The following is a 25,936-nucleotide window of genomic DNA, read 5'->3' on the forward strand; positions in this document are numbered from 1 at the left end:
CACGATTATTTCATCGGCAGGAGACTAAAAAAGATAATCATTAGCTACTGCGGGTATTAATGCTGAAAACATCCATAACCCATTGAATATTGAACATATATAAGGTTAAAATGGAATAATTAACGTGTCCTCTCTCCCATCGCTAAAACGGCATTATTTATGCAAAATTTTATGCGGCATACTTACGCCAGTAACGCTGACTTGTTTTAATTTTTGTCATTACTCTATTGCGTCAAGGCTATTGGTACCATTAACAGGCGATTTCATATATGGCTAGTTAGTGATTACTCGAGATGTATTACGCCCGCGTTAACGGCACTCAAGGGCTAAAAATAGTTTGAGAGTGCGTCCTCATTTACCTGAACATCTTCAGTCAATCGGTCCGGGACTTATCAGAGGACCAGGCGGGCGTATAACGCCGCCTGGTAAAATATGTCCGATGGCAATAATGCTATCGGACATGTCGGTTATTCCGCCTGTAGCTTCGACGGCGGCGCGGAATGATAATGCGCGTCCGCTTTTGCAAAGCGTTCCTGCATCGCTGCTGTCGGCGCTTTGCCAAGCAGGCTAAAGATTACGATCCCCAGGCTGCCGAAAATGAAGCCAGGGATGATCTCATACAGATCCAGCCAGCCATATTGTTTCCAGACGATAACCGTCACCGCGCCAATAATCATTCCCGCCAGCGCGCCGTTACGTGTCATACGCGACCACATCACAGAAAACAGGACAACAGGTCCAAATGCCGCGCCGAATCCAGCCCAGGCGTAGCTCACCAGCCCCAGCACACGGTTATCGGGATTCGCCGCCAGCGCAATGGCGATCAGCGCTACCACCAGCACCATCACTCGCCCTACCCATACCAGCTCTTGCTGGCTGGCGCTTTTACGCAGAAAAGCCTTATATAAATCTTCCGTAATCGCGCTGGAGCATACCAGCAACTGACAGCTCAACGTCGACATCACCGCCGCCAGGATAGCAGACAGCAGAACACCGGCAATCCACGGGTTAAACAGGATCTGCGCCAGTTCAATAAATACGCGCTCTGAGTTTTGGTTCACCGCCCCGGCCAGCGCGGGGTTATTGTTAAAGTACGCAATGCCAAAGAAGCCCACCGCCACCGCGCCCGCCAGACACAGAATCATCCAGGTCATACTGATACGACGCGCATGAACAATGCTGTGATGGGAGTCCGCCGCCATAAAGCGCGCCAGGATATGCGGCTGACCGAAGTAACCCAGTCCCCAGCCCATCAGGGAAATAATGGCGACAAAATTCAGCCCCTTGAGCATGTCGACATTCTCGATGCTCTTTTGCTTGATCACCTCCAGCGACTCGCTAAAACCGCCTACGCCGACAATAACCATCACCGGCGTCAGGATTAACGCAAAAATCATCAGGCTGGCCTGAACGGTATCCGTCCAGCTAACGGCAAGAAACCCGCCGATAAAGGTATAAATAATGGTTGCCGCGGCCCCCGCCCACAGTGCGGTTTCATAGCTCATACCGAAGGTGCTTTCGAACAGTCGTGCTCCAGCGACAATACCTGACGCGCAATAGATAGTGAAAAACAGCAGAATGACCAGCGCGGAAATAATACGCAGGACTCGGCTCTTATCCTCAAACCGACCGGTAAAATAGTCCGGCAACGTGAGCGCGTTATTGTTAAATTCGGTATGCACGCGCAGGCGCCCGGCCACCAGCTTCCAGTTAATCCATGCGCCTAACGTCAGGCCAATGGCGATCCAGCTTTCAGAGATCCCCGACAGAAAGATAGCGCCAGGCAGCCCCATTAACAGCCAGCCGCTCATATCCGACGCGCCGGCTGATAAAGCCGTAACAAACGGCCCCAGGCTGCGACCGCCAAGAATATAGTCATCAAAGTTTTTGGTTGAGCGCCAGGCGATAAACCCAATCAATATCATGCCAAAAATATAGACACAGAATGTCACCAACATCGGTGTGCTAATAGCCATCAAGGTTCTCCAAATTTATTTATTGGCACTACCGTAGCGTGCCGTTTTGTACCCTGCCGGAACGTGGCAAGGGTGTTATGTTTACCAGGGCGACCGTATCCTGCCGGAAGCGGTGGTTATTCACAATCGATTTAACACACCATTTACATCAAATTTGATTGCAGAGGGATACTATTTTTCTCCAGGTTGCACTCTCTCACATTTTTTGCGGTTGCACCTTTTAAAAGTGTTAACTACCGCAGAGAAAATAAATCCAGATGGTTTTCCCCGTCAGACTCCCACTTTCTTTTTTTAACAATTTATTCATTTTTAAGCTTGCAACGCAGGTCACATTTAACGCGGTTGCACAAAGTTGCAACATAGTGGATATTTTCCGCTAACTATTGGTTAGCAGATAGAGCGAATAACAGGAGTAGAGGGTATGGGAACCACCACGATGGGGGTTAAGCTGGACGACGCCACGCGCGAACGGATCAAAATGGCCGCCTCGCGTATCGATCGCACGCCGCACTGGTTAATAAAACAGGCAATCTTTAGCTATCTGGACAAGCTGGAAAATAGCGATACGCTACCGGAGCTACCTGCGCTGTTTGCCGGCGCGGCAAATGAAAGCGAGGAGCCGGTCGCGCCGCAGGATGAGCCGCATCAGCCCTTTCTGGAGTTTGCCGAACAGATTCTTCCCCAATCCGTCTCTCGCGCCGCCATCACTGCCGCCTGGCGCCGCCCGGAAACCGATGCGGTGTCAATGCTAGTGGAACAGGCGCGCCTGTCGCCGCCTGTCGCTGAGCAGGCGCATAAACTGGCGTATCAACTGGCGGAGAAATTGCGCAATCAAAAATCCGCCAGCGGTCGCGCGGGTATGGTACAAGGCCTGTTGCAGGAGTTTTCCCTCTCTTCGCAAGAAGGTGTTGCGCTGATGTGTCTGGCGGAAGCGCTGCTGCGTATTCCCGACAAAGCTACGCGCGATGCGTTAATTCGCGACAAAATCAGTAATGGCAACTGGCAGTCGCATATTGGCCGTAGCCCGTCGCTGTTTGTAAACGCCGCCACCTGGGGGCTGCTCTTTACCGGCCGACTGGTCTCAACGCATAACGAAGCTAATCTTTCACGCTCGCTGAACCGCATTATCGGCAAGAGCGGCGAACCGTTAATCCGCAAAGGCGTCGACATGGCGATGCGTTTAATGGGCGAGCAGTTCGTGACTGGCGAAACCATTGCTCAGGCGCTGGCGAATGCCCGAAAACTGGAAGAGAAAGGGTTCCGCTATTCTTACGATATGCTGGGCGAAGCCGCGTTAACCGCCGCCGATGCGCAGGCGTATATGGTTTCTTACCAGCAAGCGATTCATGCCATCGGCAAAGCGTCTAACGGTCGCGGTATTTACGAAGGGCCAGGCATCTCGATTAAGCTGTCCGCCCTGCATCCACGCTATAGTCGCGCGCAATACGATCGGGTAATGGAGGAGCTTTATCCGCGCCTGAAATCCCTGACGCTGCTGGCGCGCCAGTATGATATCGGTCTCAATATCGACGCCGAAGAGGCGGATCGTCTGGAGATCTCGCTCGATCTGCTGGAAAAACTCTGCTTCGAACCCGAACTGGCGGGCTGGAACGGCATTGGCTTTGTGATCCAGGCTTACCAGAAACGCTGCCCGCTGGTCATTGATTATTTAGTCGATCTGGCCTCCCGTAGCCGCCGTCGGCTGATGATTCGTCTGGTGAAAGGCGCCTACTGGGATAGCGAGATCAAACGCGCGCAAATGGAAGGGCTGGAGGGCTATCCGGTTTATACCCGCAAAGTGTATACCGATGTCTCTTATCTGGCCTGCGCGAAAAAACTGCTCGCGGTCCCTAATCTGATCTACCCGCAGTTCGCGACCCATAACGCACACACACTGGCGGCGATTTATCATCTGGCCGGGCAAAATTACTATCCGGGTCAGTACGAATTCCAGTGCCTGCACGGCATGGGCGAACCGCTGTATGAACAGGTCACCGGTAAAGTGGCGGACGGAAAACTTAACCGTCCCTGCCGTATTTACGCGCCGGTGGGAACGCACGAAACCCTGCTGGCCTATCTGGTACGACGCCTGCTGGAAAACGGCGCCAACACCTCTTTTGTCAACCGCATCGCCGATGCCACCCTACCGCTCGATGAACTGGTGGCCGACCCGGTCGAGGCCGTGGAAAAACTGGCGCAGCAGGAAGGTCAGGCTGGCATACCGCATCCGAAAATTCCGCTGCCGCGCGATCTGTACGGCGAAGGTCGGATAAACTCCGCCGGACTTGATTTAGCGAATGAACATCGCCTCGCCTCGCTTTCTTCTGCCCTGTTAAGCAACGCCATGCAGAAATGGCAGGCCAAACCTGTGCTGGAACAACCGGTGGCCGACGGTGAGATGACGCCGGTTATCAACCCGGCGGAACCGAAAGATATTGTCGGCTGGGGACGCGAAGCGACAGAAAGCGAGGTTGAACAGGCATTGCAAAACGCGGTCAATCAGGCGCCGGTTTGGTTTGCGACGCCGCCGCAAGAACGCGCCGCCATTTTGCAGCGGGCGGCGGTATTGATGGAAGACCAAATGCAGCAGTTGATTGGCCTGTTGGTGCGCGAAGCGGGGAAAACGTTCAGCAACGCCATTGCCGAAGTGCGCGAAGCGGTAGACTTCCTCCATTATTATGCCGGTCAAGTGCGTGACGATTTCGATAACGAAACGCATCGCCCGTTAGGGCCGGTGGTCTGTATCAGTCCGTGGAACTTCCCGCTGGCCATTTTCACCGGCCAAATCGCCGCCGCGCTGGCGGCAGGTAACAGCGTTCTGGCGAAACCGGCAGAGCAGACATCGCTGATTGCCGCCCAGGGCATTGCCATTTTGCTGGAAGCGGGCGTACCGCCGGGCGTCGTGCAACTGTTGCCGGGACGGGGAGAAACCGTCGGCGCCCAGCTTACCGCCGATGCGCGTGTACGCGGCGTGATGTTTACCGGTTCCACGGAGGTCGCGACGTTGTTGCAGCGCAACATCGCCACGCGTCTTGACGCCCAGGGCCGCCCTATTCCGTTGATTGCGGAAACTGGCGGTATGAACGCTATGATTGTCGACTCTTCCGCGCTCACCGAGCAGGTGGTCGTGGATGTGCTGGCTTCCGCTTTCGACAGCGCCGGACAACGCTGTTCCGCGCTCCGCGTGCTGTGTTTGCAGGACGATATCGCCGAACATACGCTGAAAATGTTACGCGGCGCGATGGCGGAGTGTCGGATGGGGAATCCAGGCCGTCTGACGACCGATATCGGGCCGGTGATTGATAGCGAGGCCAAAGCCAACATCGAGCGTCATATCCAGACGATGCGCGCCAAAGGCCGCCCGGTTTTCCAGGCCGCGCGTGAAAACAACGATGACGCGCAGGAATGGCAGACCGGTACGTTTGTTATGCCCACGCTTATTGAGTTGGAAAACTTCGCAGAACTGGAAAAAGAGGTCTTCGGGCCCGTGCTGCATGTCGTGCGTTATAACCGTAACCAACTGGCGGAGCTTATCGAACAGATTAACGCTTCCGGCTACGGGCTAACGCTGGGCGTACATACCCGTATTGATGAAACCATTGCGCAAGTCACCGGTTCCGCCCATGTCGGCAACCTGTACGTTAACCGTAATATGGTGGGCGCGGTTGTCGGCGTCCAGCCGTTTGGCGGCGAAGGCCTGTCCGGTACCGGGCCAAAAGCGGGGGGGCCGCTCTACCTCTACCGCCTGCTGGCACACCGCCCGCCCAATGCGCTCAATACGACGCTAACTCGTCAGGATGCGCGTTACCCGGTGGATGCGCAGCTTAAAACCACGCTACTCGCGCCGTTGACCGCCCTGACGCAATGGGCGGCGGATCGCCCGGCGCTACAGACGCTCTGCCGACAATTCGCCGATCTGGCGCAGGCCGGCACGCAGCGCCTGCTACCGGGGCCGACCGGCGAGCGCAATACCTGGACGTTGTTGCCGCGTGAACGGGTATTATGCCTGGCTGATGACGAACAGGACGCGCTGACGCAGCTTGCCGCCGTTCTCGCCGTCGGCAGTCAGGCGCTATGGTCAGACGACGCCTTCCACCGCGATCTGGCGAAACGTCTCCCCGCCGCCGTTGCGGCGCGTGTCCAGTTTGCGAAAGCGGAAACGCTGATGGCGCAGCCGTTTGACGCGGTGATTTTCCACGGCGACTCCGACAAGCTGCGAACCGTGTGCGAAGCCGTCGCCGCCCGCGAAGGCGCGATAGTGTCGGTACAGGGGTTCGCCCGCGGCGAAAGCAATATGCTGCTGGAACGGCTCTATATTGAACGTTCGCTGAGCGTAAACACTGCTGCCGCTGGCGGTAATGCCAGCCTGATGACAATTGGCTAATACTGTGGTTAATTAAGGCTCCGTCAATGGAGCCTTTTTACTCGCGTCAGAGGAGCGTATGAAACGAATTTTCCTTACCTGCGCGGCGTTGTTGTTCAGCAGCCAGGCGTTGGCCGATGAGTGTGCCAGCGCCAGTACGCAGCTGGAAATGAATCGCTGCGCCGCCGCGCAATACCAGGCGGCAGATAAAAAGCTGAACGAAACCTATCAAAGCGCGCTTAAGCGTGCGCAACCGCCGCAGCGCGAGCTGTTGCAAAAAGCGCAGGTGGCATGGATTGCCCTGCGGGACGCCGATTGCGCTCTGATTCGCTCAGGTACGGAGGGCGGCAGCGTGCAACCCATGATCGCCAGCCAGTGCCTGACCGATAAAACGAACGAACGCGAAGCGTTTTTAGCCTCGCTGCTGCAATGTGAAGAGGGGGATTTGAGCTGCCCACTGCCGCCAGCCGGTTAACGCACGCGAATCCCTTCAATAATAATGCGCTGAACGCTTTCGACCGTTTGGTTGAAAAAGGCTTCATCGCGAAGCGTCGCGCCGGTTACCGCCTCAACCTGAGGGGCAAAATCGGCGTAATGTTGCGTGGCGGCCCAAATCATGAAGATCAAATGGTGCGGGGAGACAGGCGCCAGTTTCCCGCTGTGCACCCATCCGGCAATCAGCGCGGATTTTTCATCTATCAACGCTTTTAGATCGCCGGTCAGTTCCTCCATTAAGAGCGGCGCGCCCGCCAGCATCTCCATGCAGAAGAGCCGCGACGCCTGCGGATAATCACGCGAAACCTCCAGCTTGAGACGGATATACTCTTTGATGGCCTCCAGAGGGGAAAATTCTGCGCGAAACGCCTTGAGCGGCGCCAGCCAGACATCCAGGATCTGTCGCATTACCGCGACATACAGCGCCTCTTTCGAGGGATAATAATAAAGCAGATTGGTTTTGGAGACGCCTGCCCGCTCGGCGACCTGCTCAAGACGCGCGCCATGAATGCCATACTGGGAAAAAACAGCAAGCGCGGCGGTTAAGATAAGCTGCCGTTTTGCACCGGTGGCCTGCGAGCGTTTCCCGATTTTTTTCTCTGTGCGTTGCGACATGCGCCCTCTCCTTTTTGTCAGGACGCAAGCATACCAAATCCGGCTTATAAACAAAAAAACCGCCGGAAATCCGGCGGCGGTGGCGCATGACGCTTTTTAGCGCGAAACGCTCAGCGTCTTGCTGTTGTGACGCAGGCTAGCTATTACGGTTACTGCTTTTGCCCCCTTTTTTGCCTGCTTCGGATGCACGCTGCGGGTCATTCTTAAAATTGCCCCCGCTGTGCTGACCACCTTTACGACCTGCTTCTGATGCTCTTTCGCGGTCTTCCGCAAAATTACCGGAACCGCCACGATGGTTTGCCATTACTGACCTCCGTCATAGATTAGACATCATATTGCATAGGTAATGAGGAGTATCTCCTCGCGCAGCGTATGAACGATATCATCAGTAACGCCGCGTAACATTAAGCATAGTGAAAAACGCCGTGGTAGGCCGCTTACCGAAATATTCTGCAACATCAGAAGCCGAATATGCAGAATAATAACCATAAGAAATAAATAAGTTATTCTTATATTTAGAAAAATCAAAGCGCTTAAAAATGTATCATTTTGCAACAAAGGTCGCCAAATTAATTATTGTTATAAATCAAAGAAATGGCGCTGAAATTTGCACTCTTCACAGGAGAGCATATCTTTAAATAGACGTAGCGAATCGCTACACACCTGATTAATCTGAGGAGTAGTACAAATGGCAAAGATTCTGGTGCTCTATTATTCCATGTACGGACACATTGAAACCATGGCGCACGCGGTGGCGGAAGGGGCAAAGAAAGTCGACGGCGCAGAGGTCATTATAAAGCGTGTGCCAGAAACAATGCCGCCTGAAATCTTCGCAAAAGCTGGCGGTAAAACGCAAAACGCACCGGTTGCCACCCCACAGGAGCTGGCGGATTACGATGCCATTATTTTTGGTACGCCAACCCGGTTTGGCAATATGTCAGGCCAGATGCGTACCTTCCTGGACCAAACCGGCGGACTGTGGGCATCCGGCGCGCTATACGGCAAGCTCGGCAGCGTGTTCAGTTCTACCGGAACGGGCGGCGGCCAGGAGCAGACGATCACCTCGACCTGGACTACGCTTGCCCATCATGGGATGGTGATTGTCCCGATAGGCTATGCCGCACAGGAACTGTTTGACGTCTCCCAGGTTCGCGGCGGCACGCCTTACGGCGCAACGACTATCGCCGGAGGCGACGGTTCGCGTCAACCAAGCCAGGAGGAACTCTCTATCGCTCGCTATCAGGGGGAATACGTCGCCGGTCTGGCAGTCAAACTCAACGGCTAATCTTCAACAGGAGGATTCGAATGCCAACTCAAGAAGCAAAAGCGCACCGCGTCGGCGAATGGGCAAGCCTGCGTAATACGTCGCCGGAAATTGCCGAAGCCATTTTTGAAGTCGCTCACTATGACGAGAAACTGGCAGAAAAAATATGGGAAGAAGGTAGCGATGAGGTGCTGATCAAAGCCTTTGAGAAAACGGACAAAGACTCGCTCTTCTGGGGCGAACAAATCATCGAACGTAAGAACGTATAACACAAACGCCCCCGCCTGCGCGGGGGCATACGGCTATTTTGCGGCAGTGTTCATGACGTTATCGAACTTATCCAGCGGACAGAAGCCGTTCGCATCCACCGGACATCCTTTCAGTTCCAGGGTTACCCTTTGCGCGGGCGATTTGAGCGTTAACGCTTCCGCATTGCGTAACTGCCGGGCGCTCTGGTAGACATACTCGATTTTCATCAAATCCCGGTTAGCGTTGCCGTCATGCCAGCGTTGGAAGACAAGCTGGCCGCCAATCGGCGTTCTCTCATACTGGTCATGGAGCTGATAGGGTTTAAAATCCAGCGCCGTCAGCAGCGACGCGATATTGGAGTCATGCCCCACCAGCACGGTCACCTTCGGCGCGCTAACGCGATCGGCAACCAGCACCTTATCGATATATTTCACCAGCGGCGCAGCGACATTGCGCGCCACCGTGGGTGAGGTAAACAGGCTGTCCTGATAGCCGTTTTTCAGTTTTGACAGCACTTTCCACTGCCGATCGGTGTGGATCCCGCCCCAGGCGACCTGATCCATCGGAAACCCTTCGTAATATTGCAGGGTAAACGCATCCACCAGCGAGTTCCCTACTTTCAGCGGCCCCTGCACGCCAGGCTCTTGCTGATAGTTCGCGCTGAAGGTATCTTTCGCGTCGATTAGCGAACACTGATGCTTCTCTTTGCAGGACGGCGAGTCCTGATAATGCGTTATCTGCTCAAGCAGTTTATAACTCTCATCAAGATGTAGCTGACTACGCGCCTTTTCCATCGCCTGTACGGCCTGTTGCCGGAACGCGGCGGAATCATCGGTAATCACCGGATTGAAGGTAGGATCCATAGTGCCCATTTTTTCCTGATGATGAACAGGAATATCACAGCCGGGGAAAGCGCCGGTAATGAAAAATTGCGCGGTGGCGACGGTGCGCTGCAAACTATTCGCATAGGCATATACCGTGTCGGGTGCCGGACATTCTCCCGACGGTATCAGCCCCTGCGCGACCAGCCATTCACGTGTGTAGTGTCCCATATAGACTTCCAGCACGCCGCCTTTCGTCGTCAGTTGCCCGCCGGGAACGTCCCACGCCGGCCAGGCATTCGGCGTCGACTGCGCCAGTACGCTGCCATTATTCGCCAGCGGTGCCCGCAGATTATGGCGGCTCATCATCAGCACCTGTTGTAATTGATAACCCTCCGGCGTTGTCTGCGCCTGTACGGCGGATGACAACAAAACAGCCCCTGCCACAGCAACAGCGAGTAATGATTTTTTCATCCCTATGACCTCTTATTGTTATCAAATCGTTCTGAGTGTGACAGAAATGGATCATTTTTCCGGGAACGATTTCGCAAAACGGGGGTTTTTCTTACAGTAAACGCGTTAGCGCCGGGAAACCCCGGCGCATATTCAGAACGTTTTTGCCCACCACAGCCGAAGCTTCATGCCCCAATAGCTGGTCCAGCCGCTGGTGGTGAACACAACCCGACCTTGTGAAACCACCACCAGCGTTGGCGTCACGCTGATTTCCCAGCCAGCAGATAAGGCGCCATTAGCATCATTGACGACCGGAAAGTCAACGCCCTTGCGCGCCAGCCAGCGGGCAACCTCAGCGTCATCGCCGGAGCGGAGCGCAACGGTCATGACGTTTTCCCCTTCCGCCGCCAGACGAGCGACCGTAGGCGTAGTAAAGCGGCATACCCCGCACCAGCTGGCCCAAAAATAGAGCAGTACGGGGCGTTCTTCGCTCAATGTCGCCAGAGTTGTCGACTCTCCCGTCAGCGTATGTAACGGTGTCGCGGCAAACGCCGGAGGCGCCTGCGGCGCGCGCCAGACGTCCATGACCACCATTATCGCGATGAGGAGCGCCAGAAAAACCGCGGCTTCACGCAGCCAACGCCGCAGTTTACCCGCCATTGGCAGCCGCCAGTTTTTCTTTCACCACCGCTTCCAGCGTATCCCAGGGCACTGCGCCCGGAATCAGCTCGTCGCCAATGATCGTCGCTGGCGTTCCTTGCACGCCGACCAGCCTTGCCAACTGCAAATTAGTGCGTATCGTTTCCATGCTTTTTTCATCCAGCGTCACTGGCGTAGCCCCTGCTTTCTGCTGGGCCTGTTTAATACTGTCATCCGTATGGTAACCGCGCTTTTGCATGAGTTTTTCATGTAGCGCGAGGAACTGTTGCGGATGCTCGCGCCAGGTGGTCAGCGCAATACGCGCCGCCAGTACGGAGCTCTCTCCTTTGAATGGCAGCGGTTTAATAATGACCGCAACGTCAGGATATTTCTGCACAATCTTTTCCAGCATCGGATCGAGCTGTTTGCAGTACGGGCAGTTGTAATCCGTAAAGTTCACCAGCGTCAGCTTAGGGTGTTTAGTGCCTATCCGCGGGCTGGCAGGATCGTTAAACAACGCCGCATGGATCAGATTTTCAATCTGCTTTTCCTGATCCGGCGTAAAAGGAGCAGTTTCTTGCGCGATGCTCAGCGTCGAAAACAGCGCCAGCAGTAAAACAATCATGTATTTCATTGGGTTATTCCTTTCGCTTTTTTCAACGTTTGTAATACCGCATCGCGGGTCAGCAAAGTGGGCAGTGCCTCCCCTTCCGGCAAGCCGGGGCCATATACCTGATTAAACGGCACGGCGACCTGACCACGCGTTTTCAGAAAATCTGTAATGGCATCGGACGGCAGCGTCCAGTCTCCCCGCAGCGCCACAACATCCGGCTGTTGCAAGGCGTCCTGCACATCCTCTTTTTGCAGGACGTTGTATTTATTCACTTTACAGGTAATACACCAGTCCGCAGTAACATCGACAAATACCCGCTTATGCTGCGCCAGCGCCGACTGGATTGCCTGTTCACTCAACGGTTGCCACTGAACCGTGTCTTGCGCGCTCTTTGACGCAGTGAAGCCGAAATGCGGCAGGAGTAACGTCGCCAGCCAGATAGCCGACCCCAGCATCATCAGACCGAGGATCCTGCGCAGGACATTCATCCAACGCCCGGGGCGCGGTAAACGTAGCGCAAGCCCTGGTCGTATCGCGACCAGTAGCCACGGCGCGCTCATTCCCAGGCCAAGCGCAAGGAACAGCCCCCATAGCGTCGGCAACGACGCCGTGAGCGCCACCGCCACCGCCGTACCCAGAAACGGCGCGCTACAAGGCGTCGCCAGCAGCGTGGCGAACGCCCCCTGCCAGAAATGTCCCGACATACCGTTACCGCCGTAAGTGGCCAGTTTCGTGGTCATAGATGAGGGAAGCCTGAACTCAAAAAGCCCGAACAGGCTGGCGCTAAACAACAACATCACCAGAGCCATAAAACCAATAAACCATGCATTCTGGAACTGGACTCCCCAAGCCAGCGCATGGTTTGACAGGCGAAGGAGGGTCATAAACGCCGCCAGCGCCATAAATGACGCAATGATACCGGCGACCGAAGCCAAAAATTGTCGCCTGATGTGAGAGCGGCTTTTTTCCTCTACCAATAAAATAGAGCCAAGTTTCATGCCCAGAACCGGCAGCACGCAGGGCATTAAATTAAGAATCAGTCCGCCGATCAGCGCCATCATTACAACTTGCCAGAAAGGTAGCGCCGCATTGTCCGGCGTTTGCGCTGGCGCAGCGCCAATGGTTTGCGTGCTCTCCTGGGCGATAGCGCCATCGGCTAACACGAGGGTCAGCGATTTGTTGCGCAAATCGGGCGCCTTTTCGCCCCAACTGTCCGTCACCGGCACCGTCGCCTGTAACCTGTCGCCCTCTACGCGCAGGCGAGGCTTCGCAAAATCGACGTCATCTATGGTGTCAAGATAGAGCCCGGGCGATGACCAGCCCGCCGCTCGCGTAGCAGTGACCACCAGTTCTCCCGGGCGATAGCCGACCTCAAGCGAGTCCGTTAGCCCACTGCGGAGCGGAACTTTACCCATCGCCCGCGCATAGTCATGGGCAAAATCGGCATTCTGCACAGTGGGCGTCACGGAAAAGGGGTAATCGGTCAACAGACAAACATTGCTGCAGGTTGATAACGTCAACACGCCGCTCAAGGTCGCCGGCGGCGTACCGCGCACGATCATCGGAAAGGTCACCTCGTCGTGATATCCCTGGGTGGTGATATTCGCCACATCAAAGCGCGAGGGGGTTGGCCAGAACCAGCTTACCTCAGGCATGTCGCCTTTCCAGGCGATAGAGGGTGCCACGCCCCCTTCCCCCGGCGCGCGCCAGTAGGTTTTCCAGCCGTTTTCCAGTTTGACATCCAGCAACAGCCGGGTCTCACCGTTAGCGGACGTATCGGCACGTAGCCGTATGCTGGCATGGTCGTTATCGGGCGAACGCAGCCAGCCGCTTTCCGCCGCCCAGGAGACGGGCAGCCAAAGCCATAACAGGCAGAACAGTATCCGCCTGAACAAAATCATCATATTTTTTCTCCGTGAATGAGTAATTAACCGTTAGCAATAACCGGTCTGTCATTCACGGAAGACACAAAATCGTAGATGTACCCGTAATGTGGGCGGCGAAATAGCCCGTGGAGGCGAAAACGGCAGGCGCATGATCCGGACAGGCGCCAGTAAGGAAAGCAGTAGACAAAGCGCAAGGATAGCGCCTTCAAAGAGTACCGGAGGCGCCGCCAGCAGCGACTTGGCGCTTAATTCACAGGGAGTGACCGGCGAGCCGTCATCTGTCGAAGAGGGAGCGCTCACCACCACTGAAGAGGCCGTCGCCTGCATCTGCAAGGCGTGCAGGCCCGCCATGCGTTGCGCGGTACAAACCATTACCACGACACATGCAAGGCAAAGAAACCACCAGCCCATCCGTTGTTGTTTCGCCATTGCGCCCTCACTGTTTAACGCGAGTTATCTTAGCCACTGGCGCGGTTTTGGCAACCTTTCCCCTGTAAAGTTATGTCGGCGCGCTGCGCAACCTTCTGATAGTCGAACAACGTAATTTATTCTTACTAATGATATAACTGGTGTTTTCATACGCACTTTTCAGGTTTACCCTACACTTAGTGGAGAAACCTTTTTGGGGTCCCTTCTGTATGTATTGATTTAGCGAGATGATGCTATGGAACTTAAGGATTATTACGCCATTATGGGCGTGAAACCGACGGACGATCTCAAGACGATTAAGACCGCCTATCGCCGACTGGCCCGCAAGTACCATCCAGATGTCAGCAAAGAACCCGATGCCGAAGCCCGTTTCAAAGAGGTTGCTGAAGCATGGGAAGTGCTGAGTGATGAGCAACGGCGCGCCGAGTATGACCAGTTATGGCAACACCGTAACGATCCACAATTTAATCGCCAGTTCCAGCAACACGAAGGCCAACCGTATAACGCCGAAGATTTTGATGATATTTTCTCGTCTATTTTTGGTCAGCACGGTCGCCATTCGCACCACCGCCACGCCGCACGCGGTCATGATATCGAAATTGAAGTGGCGGTATTCCTGGAAGAAACGCTGGAAGAGCACCAGCGTACGATTAGCTATTCCGTCCCCGTTTATAACGCGTTCGGTCTGGTGGAGCGGGAAATTCCCAAAACATTGAATGTGAAAATCCCGGCTGGCGTCAGCAACGGGCAACGAATCAGACTGAAAGGCCAGGGCACGCCGGGGGAAAACGGCGGACCCAATGGCGATTTATGGCTCGTTATCCATATTGCCCCGCATCCGCTCTTTGATATCGTCAATCAGGATCTGGAAGTCGTCCTTCCGCTTGCCCCATGGGAGGCGGCGCTCGGCGCGAAGGTGTCTGTGCCAACGCTTAAAGAGCGTATTTTGCTGACCATTCCCCCCGGCAGCCAGGCAGGTCAGCGGCTGCGTATCAAAGGAAAAGGATTAGCCAGTAAAAAGCACACTGGCGATCTCTATGCCATCATCAAAATCGTTATGCCGCCGAAACCTGACGAGAAAACAGCTGCCCTGTGGCAACAACTGGCGGACGCGCAGTCGTCCTTTGACCCACGCCAGCAATGGGGGAAAGCATAATGGCTAACATCACTGTCACCTTTACCATCACCGAATTTTGTTTGCACACCGGCGTGACGGAAGAGGAGCTAAACGAAATCGTCGGACTTGGCGTAATTGAGCCTTACGAAGACGATAACGCCGACTGGCAATTCGACGATCGCGCAGCGAGCGTGGTACAACGCGCGCTACGCTTACGCGAGGAGCTGGCGCTCGACTGGCCTGGGATCGCGGTCGCGTTAACGCTGCTGGAAGAGAATTCACGGCTGCGCGAAGAAAACCGGTTACTGCTGCAACGCCTTTCTCGCTTTATCTCGCATCCCTAATCCACGATAAAGGCAATAAACCGAGGGTGGGCTTTCTGCCCGCCCCGGATTTACATGCACCCGGTATAATACCAGAATGCCTCTGACATACTTCCCCCAACGGAAGAAATATAGCCTTTCACCGCGCACAACCCGATCAACGAACCGCCAATGTCAGCCATTAATGCGCCATTGCGAAGATCATCGTTTAAATAAAGACCAGCCACAAGTTCACATTTTTTAGATACGTCGGTTATTTTTACACGTTAGCGATCATTTATTGCCTGAAGAATATATTCTTTCACTGTTTTGTACTCTCTGGTTGATACGTACCTTCTCCCTGTCAATGCCGGGTAAAATGTACCACTGCGCTTACAGGTTGCAGTATTTATAAATAAGAAATACAACAGTCACTTACAGTTTAATAATTGAGCGTTATAACATCCACTGCCGCCCAATATTTACACCACGTATAAAATACAAAAATGTAATAGAATGTAAACAAAATAAGAGCATAAAATAAATAACTTATTAAAAAATCAATATAAATAGAGTGGTCAATAAAAAACGATCGTTTTCAACGAGTTATGTTTCTCAGATTTTCATCTATCCTGAATAGGCTTGCGGAAAATGTAATTTACACCATTGACTATTTCACTTAAAAGGTTTCTGTAATGGAATGGAAGGTCGTTGATACAGTTATAAGTCCCTCTACCGGAGTATCGTTCTCATGCATACATAGCCTAAAAAATCTTAGATTGACCTTATGGTATCAGGCAGATGTTTACATGCCTCCAGGTAGCATTATCATCCCCTTTAATAAGGGGGTCTTAATAAACGATAAACTTTATCCCGTTACTGTTTACAACGTTACCAGGTTTAATCCTGTTCTATGGAAATCGCTTAAAGAAAATAGCCACTGTCCTGGTAACTGCAATCCTAAACCAGAAGCCTGCAGTTATCCTTTCGAGTGTCTGGTATCCGTTTGTCCATTTGGTTTAACCAGAAATATTCAAATAGATAATAAGAAAGTTTAGGAAATAAAGTATGCATTAGCCATATTACTGATTAAGTATATTCGCGCACGTTTGCAGTATTTTGCAGTTAAATATGTTTGATATAAAAATTGTACAGTTCGGATATTTTTTGATTCGTTTAATCTAACCTTCACTTTGGCAACGAGGAGCCGGTACAGAGGATATTACTGATGGCCGGCAGACAAAGAAACGCATTGCTTTTAACACTGTATAAATTCCATCCGTGACATTCTTATTTAGTAATATTTCACCAGAGCAATCATCTTACCTTTATTGTGCATAAAAATCAGCAAGTAGTGTTTAGAAAAAATAATGTTTTAGACAAAAGCTCTGCGCGTCATGCTGATCGCCAAAAGCATAACGGGCTGACATCATGTCAGCCCGTGGGTTTACCCCTGCCCTGATACTTACGGTACGCTTATCGTCATATTGTCATGACCGACAATGACAGGGCCCGGGTAATTTTTCATGGCTTCCTGTTGCCAGACGTCATCCGCAACCGTCGCAGGCACCAGATGACTTAACACCAGTTTTTTCACGTGGGCCTCGCGAGCAATCTTACCGACATCTTCAATCGTGGTGTGATGCGACGCAATCGCTTCAGCCAGCGTTTTTCCGTTGCCAATACTATTAGCCAGTTTTGCTACTGAAGGGACATGTACCGCCTCATGTACCAGGATATCCGCCCCCTGGGCAAACGTTGCAAGCGGCGGAAACCAGGACGTATCGCCAGAGAAGACGATTCGCTTACCCTGAGTATCAAAACGGTAAGCAAACGCTTCACCGTCCGGGAAAGGGGAATGAGGCACTTTTAGCGCGCTTATTGTGACCAGTTCATCTTTATAGATGACGCCCTGACCAATATCGGTCGCCTTAACCAGGTTGCGCGGATCGGGTTTCCCCTCTTCTTCCATGCGTAGCGTGATATCCCTGTCAAAGACCTTCCAGCTAGCCTTCGTCATCGCCTGGGTTCCCGGCGGGCCATACACCTGTATGGTATGGTCTTTCAGACCACTTGCCCAGGCATTCATCAGCAAGGAAGGATAATCCAGTATGTGGTCGCTGTGCAGATGGGTGAGCAAAATAGTATTGATGTTGCGCAGTGGAATGCCGTTTTTCACCAGTTGCAGACTGGCGCCGTAGCCGGCATCTATCAGCCATATTTTATCGCCGATAGTGAGCGCCGTCGCTTGCGGTAGTCTGGCTGTATTGAGCAAAGAAGGCCCGCCTTTGGTGCCCAGTAAAACAATGTTGATCTCTTGAGGCGCAGGAGTACCGGCAGCAATGGCAAGGTGGCTTTGCGCCAGCATACAAACCGCCAGCATAGCGACGCTTTTTTTCATCATGTTTTTACTCTTCTTAGTTGAGAAAAGAGGGAACTTCACGTTGGCGAAACTGCGAAGGAGAACAGCCAGCAAGGCGATTAAAGAAACGGGCGAAATAAGCCGGATCTTTAAAACCTAATTGCCAGGCGATCTCGTTGACAGCATTGTCGGAAAAAAGCAGCAGTCGTTTCGCCTCGCGTAATTGCCGATCAAAAATCAGGCGTTTAGGCGGGCGATTAGCAAAACGTCGGCAAATATCGGTCAAACGAGATTCGGTAATATGCAGCTCGCAGGCATAATCGGGCACCGTCCAGTGCTGATGGAAGTGGTTGTCAATTAACAGGGTAAAGCGCTGAAAAAGTTTCAGTTCACCGCGCATCCCGGTTGCGGCGTGATCGTCCAGCTTCGCATTACGCAACAGCAAGGTAAATACCGCCTGCGCCAGTAGCACCAGGGTATGTTCGCAGCCAGCCAGTTGTTCCGTGGACTCCCGCTCAATTAGCTGCCAGTAATGTTTGAGCGCCGCCAGCTCGTTGGGTTTATCCGCCAGCGACAGGCAGATTCCCGGCAGGCCAAAGGCCTCTCTGGTGCCGGGATAAAGCACTTCCAGCAGCGGCCAAACCAGCTCTTCGCGTACCGTCAGAACATGGCCATCGCTATCCGATTCGGTAATAAAAGCATGCGGCACCGAGGGCGGCGTAAGCACAAATAGCGGCGCCTGCACCGAATAGCGATGATCGTCGAGCTGTAGCTCAATCTGCCCGGTATCAAGAAAGTGCATTTGAAAAAACTGGTCGTGGCGATGCGCCTGCATATCACGACCAAAGAAATCCGCCATACGAGCAAACGACTGATAATGCACATCGTTACTGCCCATGCTTTCGTCATACTCTTTGCTGATATCAATATTGGCGATCGCACGTTGGCACATAGTTTCTCCTCAAGGGGTGGCGCGCGGACGCGATGCTTTCATGGGAATGAGCCAGATAATGGCAGCGCCGACGACTAACAGAGAAGCGACAAACCAGAGTCCGCTATTGAAGCTACCGGTGATATCTTTTAGCCAGCCAATCATAAATGGGCTGAGTGCGGAGCCAATATTGCCGGTGGCATTGATGACCGCAATGCCTATCGCCCTGGCGCGTAAACTGATCGACTGATCCGGCGTGGTCCAGAAGATCGCCATCGCGCTAAAGGAACCCGTGGATGCCATCACGATCCCCAGGAGCTGGATCAGGTTATGGTCGGTCGCCGACGCCAGCAGCCAGCCCGCGGCGGCAAACAGGAACGGCAACGCCGTGTGATGTTTACGCTCCTGATGTTTGTCCGAATGGCGGCTCCAGTAAATCATGCCCAGAATAGTACAAATCTGCGGGATCGCCGCCAGCAGGCCGATGGTGATATTGCTGCTGCCTTCATTAAAACTTTTCAGGATTTGCGGCGTCCAGATACTAATGGCGCTAAGCGTATTGGTAAGGCAAAAATAGGCCAGCGTATACATCAGTACAATTGGCGTGAATACTTCGCGCCACAGACTACGCTGCTGCATGGCGTTATGGCTGATAGCCCCCTCCGGCTGAACCAGCGTCAGGCGGTCATTATCCATCATCTCCTGCAAACATTTTTTATCCTCTGCCGTCAGCCATTTGGCTTTTGCCGGGGTATCATCCAGGTAAAACCACACCATAATGCCTAACAAAACTGACGGAAATCCTTCCAACAGGAATAACCACTGCCATCCATGCAGATTGAATATGCCGTCCAGCGATAAAATATAGCCGGAGACAATCGACCCCAATGCGGTAGTGGCCGGCATGGCAATCATAAATAATGCGTTGGCGCGGGCGCGGAAAAATGCCGGGAACCAGTAGGTTAAATAGAGCAATATTCCTGGCAAAAAGCCCGCTTCGGTAATGCCCACCAGCATTCGCAGCACATACAGGCTTTTCGGTCCCACCGCGAACATCGTAGCGGTAGATGCAATGCCCCATAGCACCATAATGGTCGCAATCCAGCGGCGGGCGCCGACGATGCTCAACATCACGTTGCTGGGAATGCCGAAAATGACGTAGGTGGCGTAAAACAGCGTCGTGGCAAGGCCAAACATGGTGGCGCTTAACCCCAGATCCTGCCCCATCGTCAACCCGGCAAAACCGATGTTGATACGGTCTAAAAACGAGAAGATAAACAACACGAATAAAAATACGATCAGTCGGCGGAACAGTTTATTTATGACGGTTTGTTGACCCGTGCTGAGCGCGTTGTGCGAACGGACAGACTCGGGGCTTTCCGGAAGTGCAGATGATGTGTCGCTCATTTTTTTTCCTCTGATGGGAATTTTTGTAGGGTACTACGGTTGCCCGGTAGCGCTGCGCTTACCGGGCCAGGCTTAATAGACGCCGGACGCACCGGACAGCTTTTTTTCTGCGCCAAAGCGCGCCGCCAGCGCCTCCGCGCCGCGCGCCAGCAGCGTGGTGTCAACGCCGACGGCGACAAATAGCGCCCCCAGTTCCAGATAACGTTTCGCCAGTGCTTCATTGGCCATCAGAATCCCCGGCGCTTTCCCCGCCGCGCGTATCTGCACGATGGCGTTCTCAATCGCCGCCTGCACTTCCGGGTGCTGCGGATTGCCGGCAAAGCCCATATCGGCGCTGAGATCCGCCGGGCCAATAAACACGCCATCAATGCCATCCACGTCGAGAATTGACGCCAGATTGCTCATCGCCTCACGCGTTTCAATCTGCACCAGTACGCACATGGCGTCGTTGGCCTGGTGGAGATAGTCCGGAATGCGATTCCAGCGCGATGCCCGCGCCAGCGCGCTGCCCACGCCGCGAATACCGGCAGGCGGATAACGCGTAGCCGCCACGGCGTTTCGCGCTTCATCGGCATTCTGCACCATCGGTATCAGCAGCGTTTGCGCGCCGACGTCGAGCAGTTGCTTAATCTGTACCGGATCGTTCCATGACGGACGCACCACCGGCTGGCTGGGATAAGGCGCAATCGCCTGCAACTGGGTCAACACCGTCTGCACATTGTTTGGCGCGTGTTCACCGTCAATCAGTAGCCAGTCGAAGCCGGAGCCCGCTAACAGTTCAGCGCTGTAACTGTTGGCAAGCCCCAGCCACAAACCGATTTGCGGACGCCCCACTTTTAACGCGTCTTTGAAAGCATTTTTCATCGTTTTTTCCTTACACAAACCGGCAACTGATCGCGCCCATGTTGCCGTAATCGACATGGAAAGTGTCGCCCTTGCGCGCCGGCACCGGGCGGGTGAACGAGCCGCCGAGGATGATCTGCCCGGCTTCAAGCTGGACATCGTAGGGGGCAAGCTTGTTCGCCAGCCACGCCACGCCGTTGGCCGGATGATTCAGCACACCTGCGGCGACGCCGGTTTCTTCGATCACGCCGTTGCGATAGAGCAGCGCGGAGATCCAGCGCAGATCCAGCTCGTCTGGTTTGATGGGACGACCACCGAGGATCACCCCGGCGTTGGCGGCGTTGTCGGAAATGGTGTCGAACACTTTGCGCGGGCGCTGGGTTTCCGGGTCGATGTTGTGGCTGCGGGCGTCAATCAGTTCCAGCGCCGGAATCACATAATCCGTGGCATTGTAGACGTCGAACAGCGTGCAGTGAGGGCCGCGCAGCGGTTTCGCCAGCACGAACGCCAGCTCCACTTCAATACGCGGGACGATAAAACGGTCGGTGGGGATATCGCCGCCGTCATGGAAGAACATATCGTCAAGCAGCGCGCCGTAATCCGGTTCGCTGATTTGCGAGCTGGCCTGCATCGCTTTTGAGGTCAGGCCGATTTTGTGGCCTTTGAGCGTGCGCCCTTCGGCAATTTTGATATTGACCCATTCGCGCTGTACGGCATAGGCATCTTCAATAGTGATGTTGGGATAATCCAGCGACACTGCGCGAATCTGTTCACGCTGTTTTTCAGCCTGATTAAGTCGCTGGGCGATCAGGGTATGGGTCTGTTTATCGAGCATAGTTGCTTCCTGTTACGTCATGCGGTGCTGCTGCGCCGGGTGGCGACGCGGGTGCGTCTTACCCGGCCTACGGTTCGGTATTGCTTCGTGCATCGTTTTTTTGTAGGCCCGGTCAGCGCAGCGCCACCGGGCGAAACAGTGTGCTATTTAAATAACGCGTGTACGTTGTTTTGTTTGTAATTGAGCGTCGGATGTAGCTCGGCAATCTCAAACGACAGCGCCAGATAGCGGTTCTCCATCAGGTCGGCGAAGTGGGCTTTAATCAGCCCAAACAGCATTTCGCCAACTTCCTGACGGCTCTCCAGGCTGCGCCCGGCACCGATTTTCAGCGTCATATGCACAAACGCGTAATCATGCTTACCGTCAGCCATCTGCCAGGTATCCAGCCAGTGGGCGCGACTGCGGATACCGCCGATGGGGAAAATCCCGCTGGCGGCCAGCGCCTCGTTTACTTTGCTGAACAGGCTTGGTAAATCAGCCTGCTCGCGAATATTTTCAGTACATTCAGCAATAAAGTGCGGCATAAACACCCCTTACGCAGGCAGCGGGAAAACAGCGTTCACCTGGCCAGTACCGGAGCTGGCGAACAGATCGGTGATGAACTCCACCTTGCCGTCGTATTTGTCCCAACCCAGCATTCCCAGCAGCATGACCGTGTCGTGCATGTTGCCTTCGCCGTAGCAGTAGTCGGCGTACTCCGGCAACATGGTGCAAAACTCCTTGAATTTGCCTTCGCGCCACAGCTTGACCACGCGCTCGTCCATCTGATGATCGAACTCGCGGGTGTAGCTGTTCATCCCCTCTTCCGCCCGTTGGTCGTCAATAAAACGGTGCGACAGAGAACCACTGGCGAATACCGCTACGGTACCGTCATATTTCTCAATCGCCTTGAGAATGGCTTCGCCCAGTCTGCGGCTGTCGGCAAAATCATGCACAGTGCAGAACGCCGAGATGGAGACCACTTTGAAGTGCTTGTCGCTGTTCATGTAGCGCATCGGTACCAGCGTGCCATACTCCAGCTTCAGGCTCGGGATGTTATGCGCTTTAGCGCGCACGCCCAGTTTGACTGCCTCGTCGGCGATCAGGTGGCCGAGCTCCGGATTACCGTCATAGTCATAGGTCATGTCGCGAATAAAGTGCGGCAATTCGTTGCTGGTATAGACGCCCTGGAAATGGTCGGCACAATTAATGTGGTAAGCGCTATTCACCAGCCAGTGGGTGTCGAATACGATAATGGTGTCAACGCCCATTTCGCGGCAACGCTTGCCAATTTCAATATGCCCATCAATGGCTGCCTGACGACAACCGTGATTTTTTCCCGGCAGTTCAGAAAGATACATCGACGGCACGTGGGTAATTTTTGCTGCTAACGCTAACTTGCCCATATCAAACTCCCCATTTTGGGATAGGATGGTCGCCCATTGAGATGCAGACGTTTTTCATTTCCGCAAACACTTCGAAGCTATATTCGCCGCCTTCGCGCCCGGTACCGGAGGCTTTCACGCCGCCGAACGGCTGGCGCAGGTCGCGGACGTTCTGGGTGTTGACGAAGACCATGCCGGCTTCAATCCCACGCGCCAGGCGCAACACTTTGCTCACGTCCTGGGTCCAGATATAAGAGGCCAGACCGTATTCCACGTCGTTCGCCAAACGTAACCCTTCCGCTTCGTCTTTGAATGGCAGCAGGCAGGCGACCGGCCCAAAGATCTCTTCCTGCGCGACGCGCATACGGTTGTCGACATCGGCCAGCACGGTTGGGCGCAGGAAGTTACCGCCTTTCAGATGCGCAGGCAGGTCAGTGGGTTTTTCCGCACCGCCCGCCAGCAGCGTTGCGCCCTCTTCAATGCCGAGGCGAATATAACCGGAGACTTTCTCCCAGTGCTGTTGGCTAATCAGCGCGCCGACCTGGGTATTCGGGTCGGTCGGATCGCCGACACGCAGGCGATTCGCGCGTTCGGCAAAGCGCTTCACGAACTCAGGGTAAATGCTCTGCTGGATAAAGATGCGCGACCCGGCGGTGCAGCGTTCGCCGTTGATCGAGAAGATGGTGAACAGCGCGGCGTCCAGCGCGCGCTCAATGTCGGCATCTTCAAAAATCAGCACCGGCGATTTGCCGCCCAGCTCCATCGAGTATTTTTTCAGGCCAGCATTTTTCATGATATTGCGACCGGTGGCGGTCCCGCCGGTAAACGACACCGCACGCACGTCATGGTGGCGTACCAGCGAATCGCCCGCCGTCGCGCCATAGCCCTGCACCACGTTCAGCACGCCTGCCGGAATTCCTGCCTCCAGCGCCAGCTCGCCCAGCCTGTCGGCAGTCAGCGGCGACAGCTCGGACATTTTGAGCACCGCGGTGTTGCCCAGCGCCAGGCACGGCGCGACTTTCCAGGTCGCGGTCATAAACGGCACGTTCCACGGCGACACCAGCGCGCAGACGCCGACGGGCTGCACCAGCGTATAATTGAGCATTTTATCGTCAACAGGATAGGTCTTGCCGTTCATCTGCTGGCACACTTCGGCGAAGAATTCGAAGTTATGCGAGGCGCGCGGGATCAGCACGTTTTTAGTCTGGTGAATAGGCAGGCCGGTGTCGGCGGTTTCCATCGCCGCGATTTCCGGCACATGCTGGTCAATCAGGTCGCCAAGGCGGCGCATCAGGCGCGCACGCTCTTTCATCGGCAGGTTGGCCCATTTCGGGAACGCCTCTTTGGCCGCCGCGACAGCCTGGTTCACTTCTGCTTCACCGCCGGAGGCCACTTCCGCCAGCACGTCACCAGTCGCCGGGTTAGTGGTTTGGAAGTAGTCGTTACCTGCAACTTTTTTGCCGTTAATCCAATGATTTATTTTCTTCATTTTGCGCTCTCCTCACTGACGATTCGGTTAACCAGGCGACCCACGCCTTCTACTTCCACGACAACTTCATCCCCCGGCACCACATCGGACAACCCTTTCGGCGTACCGGTGGCAATCATGTCGCCCGGTTGCAACGTCATAAATTCGCTCAGATAAGAAATCAGGAACGGGATGCTGAAGATCAGATCGGCGGTCGTCCCTTCCTGCCGCAGCTCACCGTTGACAAAGGTGCGTAACGTCAGGTTATGCGGATCAGAAACCGCCTCTTTATCCACAATCCACGGGCCTATCGGCGTCAGGCCGTCGCGGCTTTTTACCCGCAGATTTGGACGGTAGTAGTTTTCCAGATAGTCGCGGATCGCGTAGTCGTTACAGACGGTGTAACCGGCCACATACTCCATGGCTTCGGCTTCGCTCACCTTACGCGCCGTTTTGCCAATTACCACGACCAGTTCGGCTTCATAGTGCATATATTCGACGTTGTTCGGGCGCACCGACGTTTGATGATGTTCGGTAAAGGTGTTTGGCGCTTTGATAAATACCAGCGGCTCTTTCGGCGGCGTAAATGCCAGCTCGCTGGCGTGATCGGCGTAGTTCAACCCCAGCGCAAATAGCGTTCCCGTTGCTGACAACGGCCACGTAAACGTCTGGTGGCGGGCGAATTCATCTTCTGCGACAACCGGATTTTCCAGCGCGGGTAAACCTTTCGCCAGGATACGCACCCGATCGCCGGGACGCAGCGCAACGCGATTCTGTGGCGTACCGAGTAAGATCGCATCGCCAGGGTTAAGCGTAGCGAACTCACTTAACGCGCTAAGCAGCTGTGCGGCGCTACGCTGTAAATCGGCAGTATTCCAGTGGTCCGCTTCTCGTCCGTTGATTTCAGTGATAATGGTGAGGTTATCCACATCACTCAGCGGCGCCATTTCACCCAGAGGGCAAAAGCCATCGCGACATTTCGCTTTAATCGCCGGGCGATAAAAGCTCTCTTCCGGCAGGCTGACCTCGTTAGCCAGCGCATACCCGGCGATATAGTCCGCCGCCGCTTCAGGGCGTATCCGACTGGCGGTTTTCCCCACAATGAGCGCCACTGTCGCGCCGCTCAGTACCTTTTCTCCCTGCGGATAAGGAATGGGTTCGCCGTGACGAATCACCGTATTACGCGGCTTGATGAACCACACTGCGGTTTTAGGCGGCGCATTATAGGGAGGCTGAGAGAAAGCCTCTTGCCAGGCATCAAGCTGGCTGCGATGGTTTAACGCAACGGCGAAAACAGTACCCTTCATACATAAACTCCTCAGGCCGATTTAACGGGCTGTGATTTCATTAATATATTAATGATTAGATTTATGCTTTCGCTGTACATTTAGCAAGCTGAAGTAAAGTATTTGTGATGCGATTAACAATATTTTCACAAATTTATTATCAAATACATATATATCAAAGAGTTAAATAAAAACCCTTGTTTCTGTTAAACTTTGGA

General features: G+C 54.1%; 24 protein-coding genes. 7 read left to right on the plus strand and 17 right to left on the minus strand.

The window, feature by feature from the left end:
* Window positions 1-467: 467 nt before the first annotated feature.
* On the minus strand, window positions 468-1,976 hold the full coding sequence (gene putP / locus LDB27_RS13255) for a sodium/proline symporter PutP (protein ID WP_001018467.1): 1,509 nt from the start codon (window positions 1,974-1,976) through the stop codon (window positions 468-470).
* Between the two features lie 421 nt (window positions 1,977-2,397).
* On the opposite strand from putP, the gene putA reads away from it, so the two are divergent.
* Window positions 2,398-6,360, plus strand: a complete 3,963-nt coding sequence (putA, locus tag LDB27_RS13260; protein WP_000537519.1) for a trifunctional transcriptional regulator/proline dehydrogenase/L-glutamate gamma-semialdehyde dehydrogenase — start codon at window positions 2,398-2,400, stop codon at window positions 6,358-6,360.
* Window positions 6,361-6,418: 58 nt separating this feature from the next.
* Complete coding sequence (locus tag LDB27_RS13265; RefSeq protein ID WP_000821064.1) at window positions 6,419-6,814, plus strand: lysozyme inhibitor LprI family protein; 396 nt, start codon at window positions 6,419-6,421, stop codon at window positions 6,812-6,814.
* On the opposite strand, the gene rutR is transcribed toward LDB27_RS13265, so the two are convergent.
* Window positions 6,811-7,449, minus strand: coding sequence for an HTH-type transcriptional regulator RutR (gene rutR / locus LDB27_RS13270; RefSeq protein WP_000083128.1), 639 nt, complete (start codon window positions 7,447-7,449; stop codon window positions 6,811-6,813). The genes LDB27_RS13265 and rutR overlap by 4 nt on opposite strands.
* A gap of 136 nt (window positions 7,450-7,585) precedes the next feature.
* Window positions 7,586-7,753 carry a general stress protein gene (locus LDB27_RS13275; protein WP_001273663.1) on the minus strand — a complete coding sequence of 56 codons (168 nt, stop codon included), beginning with the start codon at window positions 7,751-7,753 and terminating at the stop codon, window positions 7,586-7,588.
* Window positions 7,754-8,137: 384 nt separating this feature from the next.
* Here LDB27_RS13275 and wrbA point away from each other — a divergent pair, with 384 nt between their 5' ends.
* Together wrbA and LDB27_RS13285 are read left to right on the plus strand one after the other, a co-directional pair.
* The gene (gene wrbA, locus LDB27_RS13280) at window positions 8,138-8,734 is read left to right on the plus strand and encodes an NAD(P)H:quinone oxidoreductase (RefSeq protein ID WP_001062898.1); all 597 of its coding nucleotides are present in this window, start codon (window positions 8,138-8,140) and stop codon (window positions 8,732-8,734) included.
* 20 nt (window positions 8,735-8,754) lie between these two features.
* Entirely contained in the window at window positions 8,755-8,982 is a 228-nt protein-coding gene (locus LDB27_RS13285; protein WP_001143125.1) for a YccJ family protein, read from the plus strand.
* 33 nt (window positions 8,983-9,015) lie between these two features.
* On the opposite strand, the gene agp is transcribed toward LDB27_RS13285, so the two are convergent.
* The 5 genes from agp to LDB27_RS13310 all read right to left on the minus strand — a co-directional run bounded on the left by agp (window position 9,016) and on the right by LDB27_RS13310 (window position 13,803).
* Window positions 9,016-10,257, minus strand: a complete 1,242-nt coding sequence (gene agp, locus LDB27_RS13290; protein WP_000749201.1) for a bifunctional glucose-1-phosphatase/inositol phosphatase — start codon at window positions 10,255-10,257, stop codon at window positions 9,016-9,018.
* 132 nt (window positions 10,258-10,389) lie between these two features.
* Entirely contained in the window at window positions 10,390-10,896 is a 507-nt protein-coding gene (locus LDB27_RS13295; RefSeq protein WP_000907525.1) for a protein disulfide oxidoreductase, read from the minus strand.
* Window positions 10,886-11,509, minus strand: a complete 624-nt coding sequence (locus LDB27_RS13300) for a DsbA family protein (RefSeq protein WP_000876694.1) — start codon at window positions 11,507-11,509, stop codon at window positions 10,886-10,888. The genes LDB27_RS13295 and LDB27_RS13300 overlap by 11 nt, the downstream gene beginning before the upstream one ends.
* Window positions 11,506-13,392 carry a protein-disulfide reductase DsbD family protein gene (locus LDB27_RS13305; RefSeq protein WP_000972972.1) on the minus strand — a complete coding sequence of 629 codons (1,887 nt, stop codon included), beginning with the start codon at window positions 13,390-13,392 and terminating at the stop codon, window positions 11,506-11,508. The genes LDB27_RS13300 and LDB27_RS13305 overlap by 4 nt, the downstream gene beginning before the upstream one ends.
* Window positions 13,393-13,440: 48 nt before the next feature.
* Window positions 13,441-13,803, minus strand: coding sequence for a hypothetical protein (locus LDB27_RS13310; RefSeq protein ID WP_001118907.1), 363 nt, complete (start codon window positions 13,801-13,803; stop codon window positions 13,441-13,443).
* Window positions 13,804-14,038: 235 nt separating this feature from the next.
* Between LDB27_RS13310 and cbpA the strand changes: the two genes are divergently transcribed.
* From cbpA to LDB27_RS13325, 3 genes are all read left to right on the plus strand, one after another.
* The gene (gene cbpA, locus LDB27_RS13315; protein WP_000420603.1) at window positions 14,039-14,959 is read left to right on the plus strand and encodes a curved DNA-binding protein; all 921 of its coding nucleotides are present in this window, start codon (window positions 14,039-14,041) and stop codon (window positions 14,957-14,959) included.
* Complete coding sequence (cbpM, locus tag LDB27_RS13320; RefSeq protein ID WP_001284251.1) at window positions 14,959-15,264, plus strand: chaperone modulator CbpM; 306 nt, start codon at window positions 14,959-14,961, stop codon at window positions 15,262-15,264. Before cbpA ends, cbpM begins: the two co-directional genes overlap by 1 nt.
* Before the next feature lie 653 nt (window positions 15,265-15,917).
* Window positions 15,918-16,280 (plus strand): anti-adapter protein IraM, encoded by a 363-nt coding sequence (locus tag LDB27_RS13325; RefSeq protein ID WP_001537781.1) that lies wholly within the window; start codon window positions 15,918-15,920, stop codon window positions 16,278-16,280.
* Window positions 16,281-16,687: 407 nt separating this feature from the next.
* Here LDB27_RS13325 and LDB27_RS13330 read toward each other — a convergent pair whose 3' ends face one another.
* From LDB27_RS13330 to hpaG, 9 genes are all read right to left on the minus strand, one after another.
* Complete coding sequence (locus LDB27_RS13330) at window positions 16,688-17,626, minus strand: MBL fold metallo-hydrolase (protein ID WP_000976561.1); 939 nt, start codon at window positions 17,624-17,626, stop codon at window positions 16,688-16,690.
* A gap of 13 nt (window positions 17,627-17,639) precedes the next feature.
* Window positions 17,640-18,536, minus strand: a complete 897-nt coding sequence (gene hpaA / locus LDB27_RS13335; protein WP_000336602.1) for a 4-hydroxyphenylacetate catabolism regulatory protein HpaA — start codon at window positions 18,534-18,536, stop codon at window positions 17,640-17,642.
* A 9-nt stretch (window positions 18,537-18,545) separates the two neighbouring features.
* Window positions 18,546-19,922 carry a 4-hydroxyphenylacetate permease gene (gene hpaX / locus LDB27_RS13340; protein WP_001285795.1) on the minus strand — a complete coding sequence of 459 codons (1,377 nt, stop codon included), beginning with the start codon at window positions 19,920-19,922 and terminating at the stop codon, window positions 18,546-18,548.
* 72 nt (window positions 19,923-19,994) lie between these two features.
* On the minus strand, window positions 19,995-20,786 hold the full coding sequence (hpaI, locus tag LDB27_RS13345) for a 4-hydroxy-2-oxoheptanedioate aldolase (protein WP_000785081.1): 792 nt from the start codon (window positions 20,784-20,786) through the stop codon (window positions 19,995-19,997).
* 10 nt (window positions 20,787-20,796) lie between these two features.
* Window positions 20,797-21,600, minus strand: coding sequence for a 2-oxo-hept-4-ene-1,7-dioate hydratase (hpaH, locus tag LDB27_RS13350; RefSeq protein ID WP_000884795.1), 804 nt, complete (start codon window positions 21,598-21,600; stop codon window positions 20,797-20,799).
* Between the two features lie 143 nt (window positions 21,601-21,743).
* Window positions 21,744-22,124, minus strand: a complete 381-nt coding sequence (locus tag LDB27_RS13355) for a 5-carboxymethyl-2-hydroxymuconate Delta-isomerase (RefSeq protein ID WP_001119857.1) — start codon at window positions 22,122-22,124, stop codon at window positions 21,744-21,746.
* Window positions 22,125-22,133: 9 nt separating this feature from the next.
* Window positions 22,134-22,985, minus strand: coding sequence for a 3,4-dihydroxyphenylacetate 2,3-dioxygenase (hpaD, locus tag LDB27_RS13360; protein WP_000516978.1), 852 nt, complete (start codon window positions 22,983-22,985; stop codon window positions 22,134-22,136).
* Window position 22,986: 1 nt separating this feature from the next.
* Entirely contained in the window at window positions 22,987-24,453 is a 1,467-nt protein-coding gene (gene hpaE, locus LDB27_RS13365; protein WP_000723516.1) for a 5-carboxymethyl-2-hydroxymuconate semialdehyde dehydrogenase, read from the minus strand.
* A complete protein-coding gene (gene hpaG / locus LDB27_RS13370; RefSeq protein WP_000679210.1) occupies window positions 24,450-25,739 on the minus strand; it encodes a 4-hydroxyphenylacetate degradation bifunctional isomerase/decarboxylase in 1,290 nt (429 codons plus the stop codon). The genes hpaE and hpaG overlap by 4 nt, the downstream gene beginning before the upstream one ends.
* Window positions 25,740-25,936: the final 197 nt, after the last annotated feature.

The sequence above is a fragment of the Salmonella sp. JXY0409-18 genome, assembly GCF_020268625.1.
Classification (GTDB): Bacteria; Pseudomonadota; Gammaproteobacteria; order Enterobacterales; family Enterobacteriaceae; genus Salmonella; species Salmonella enterica.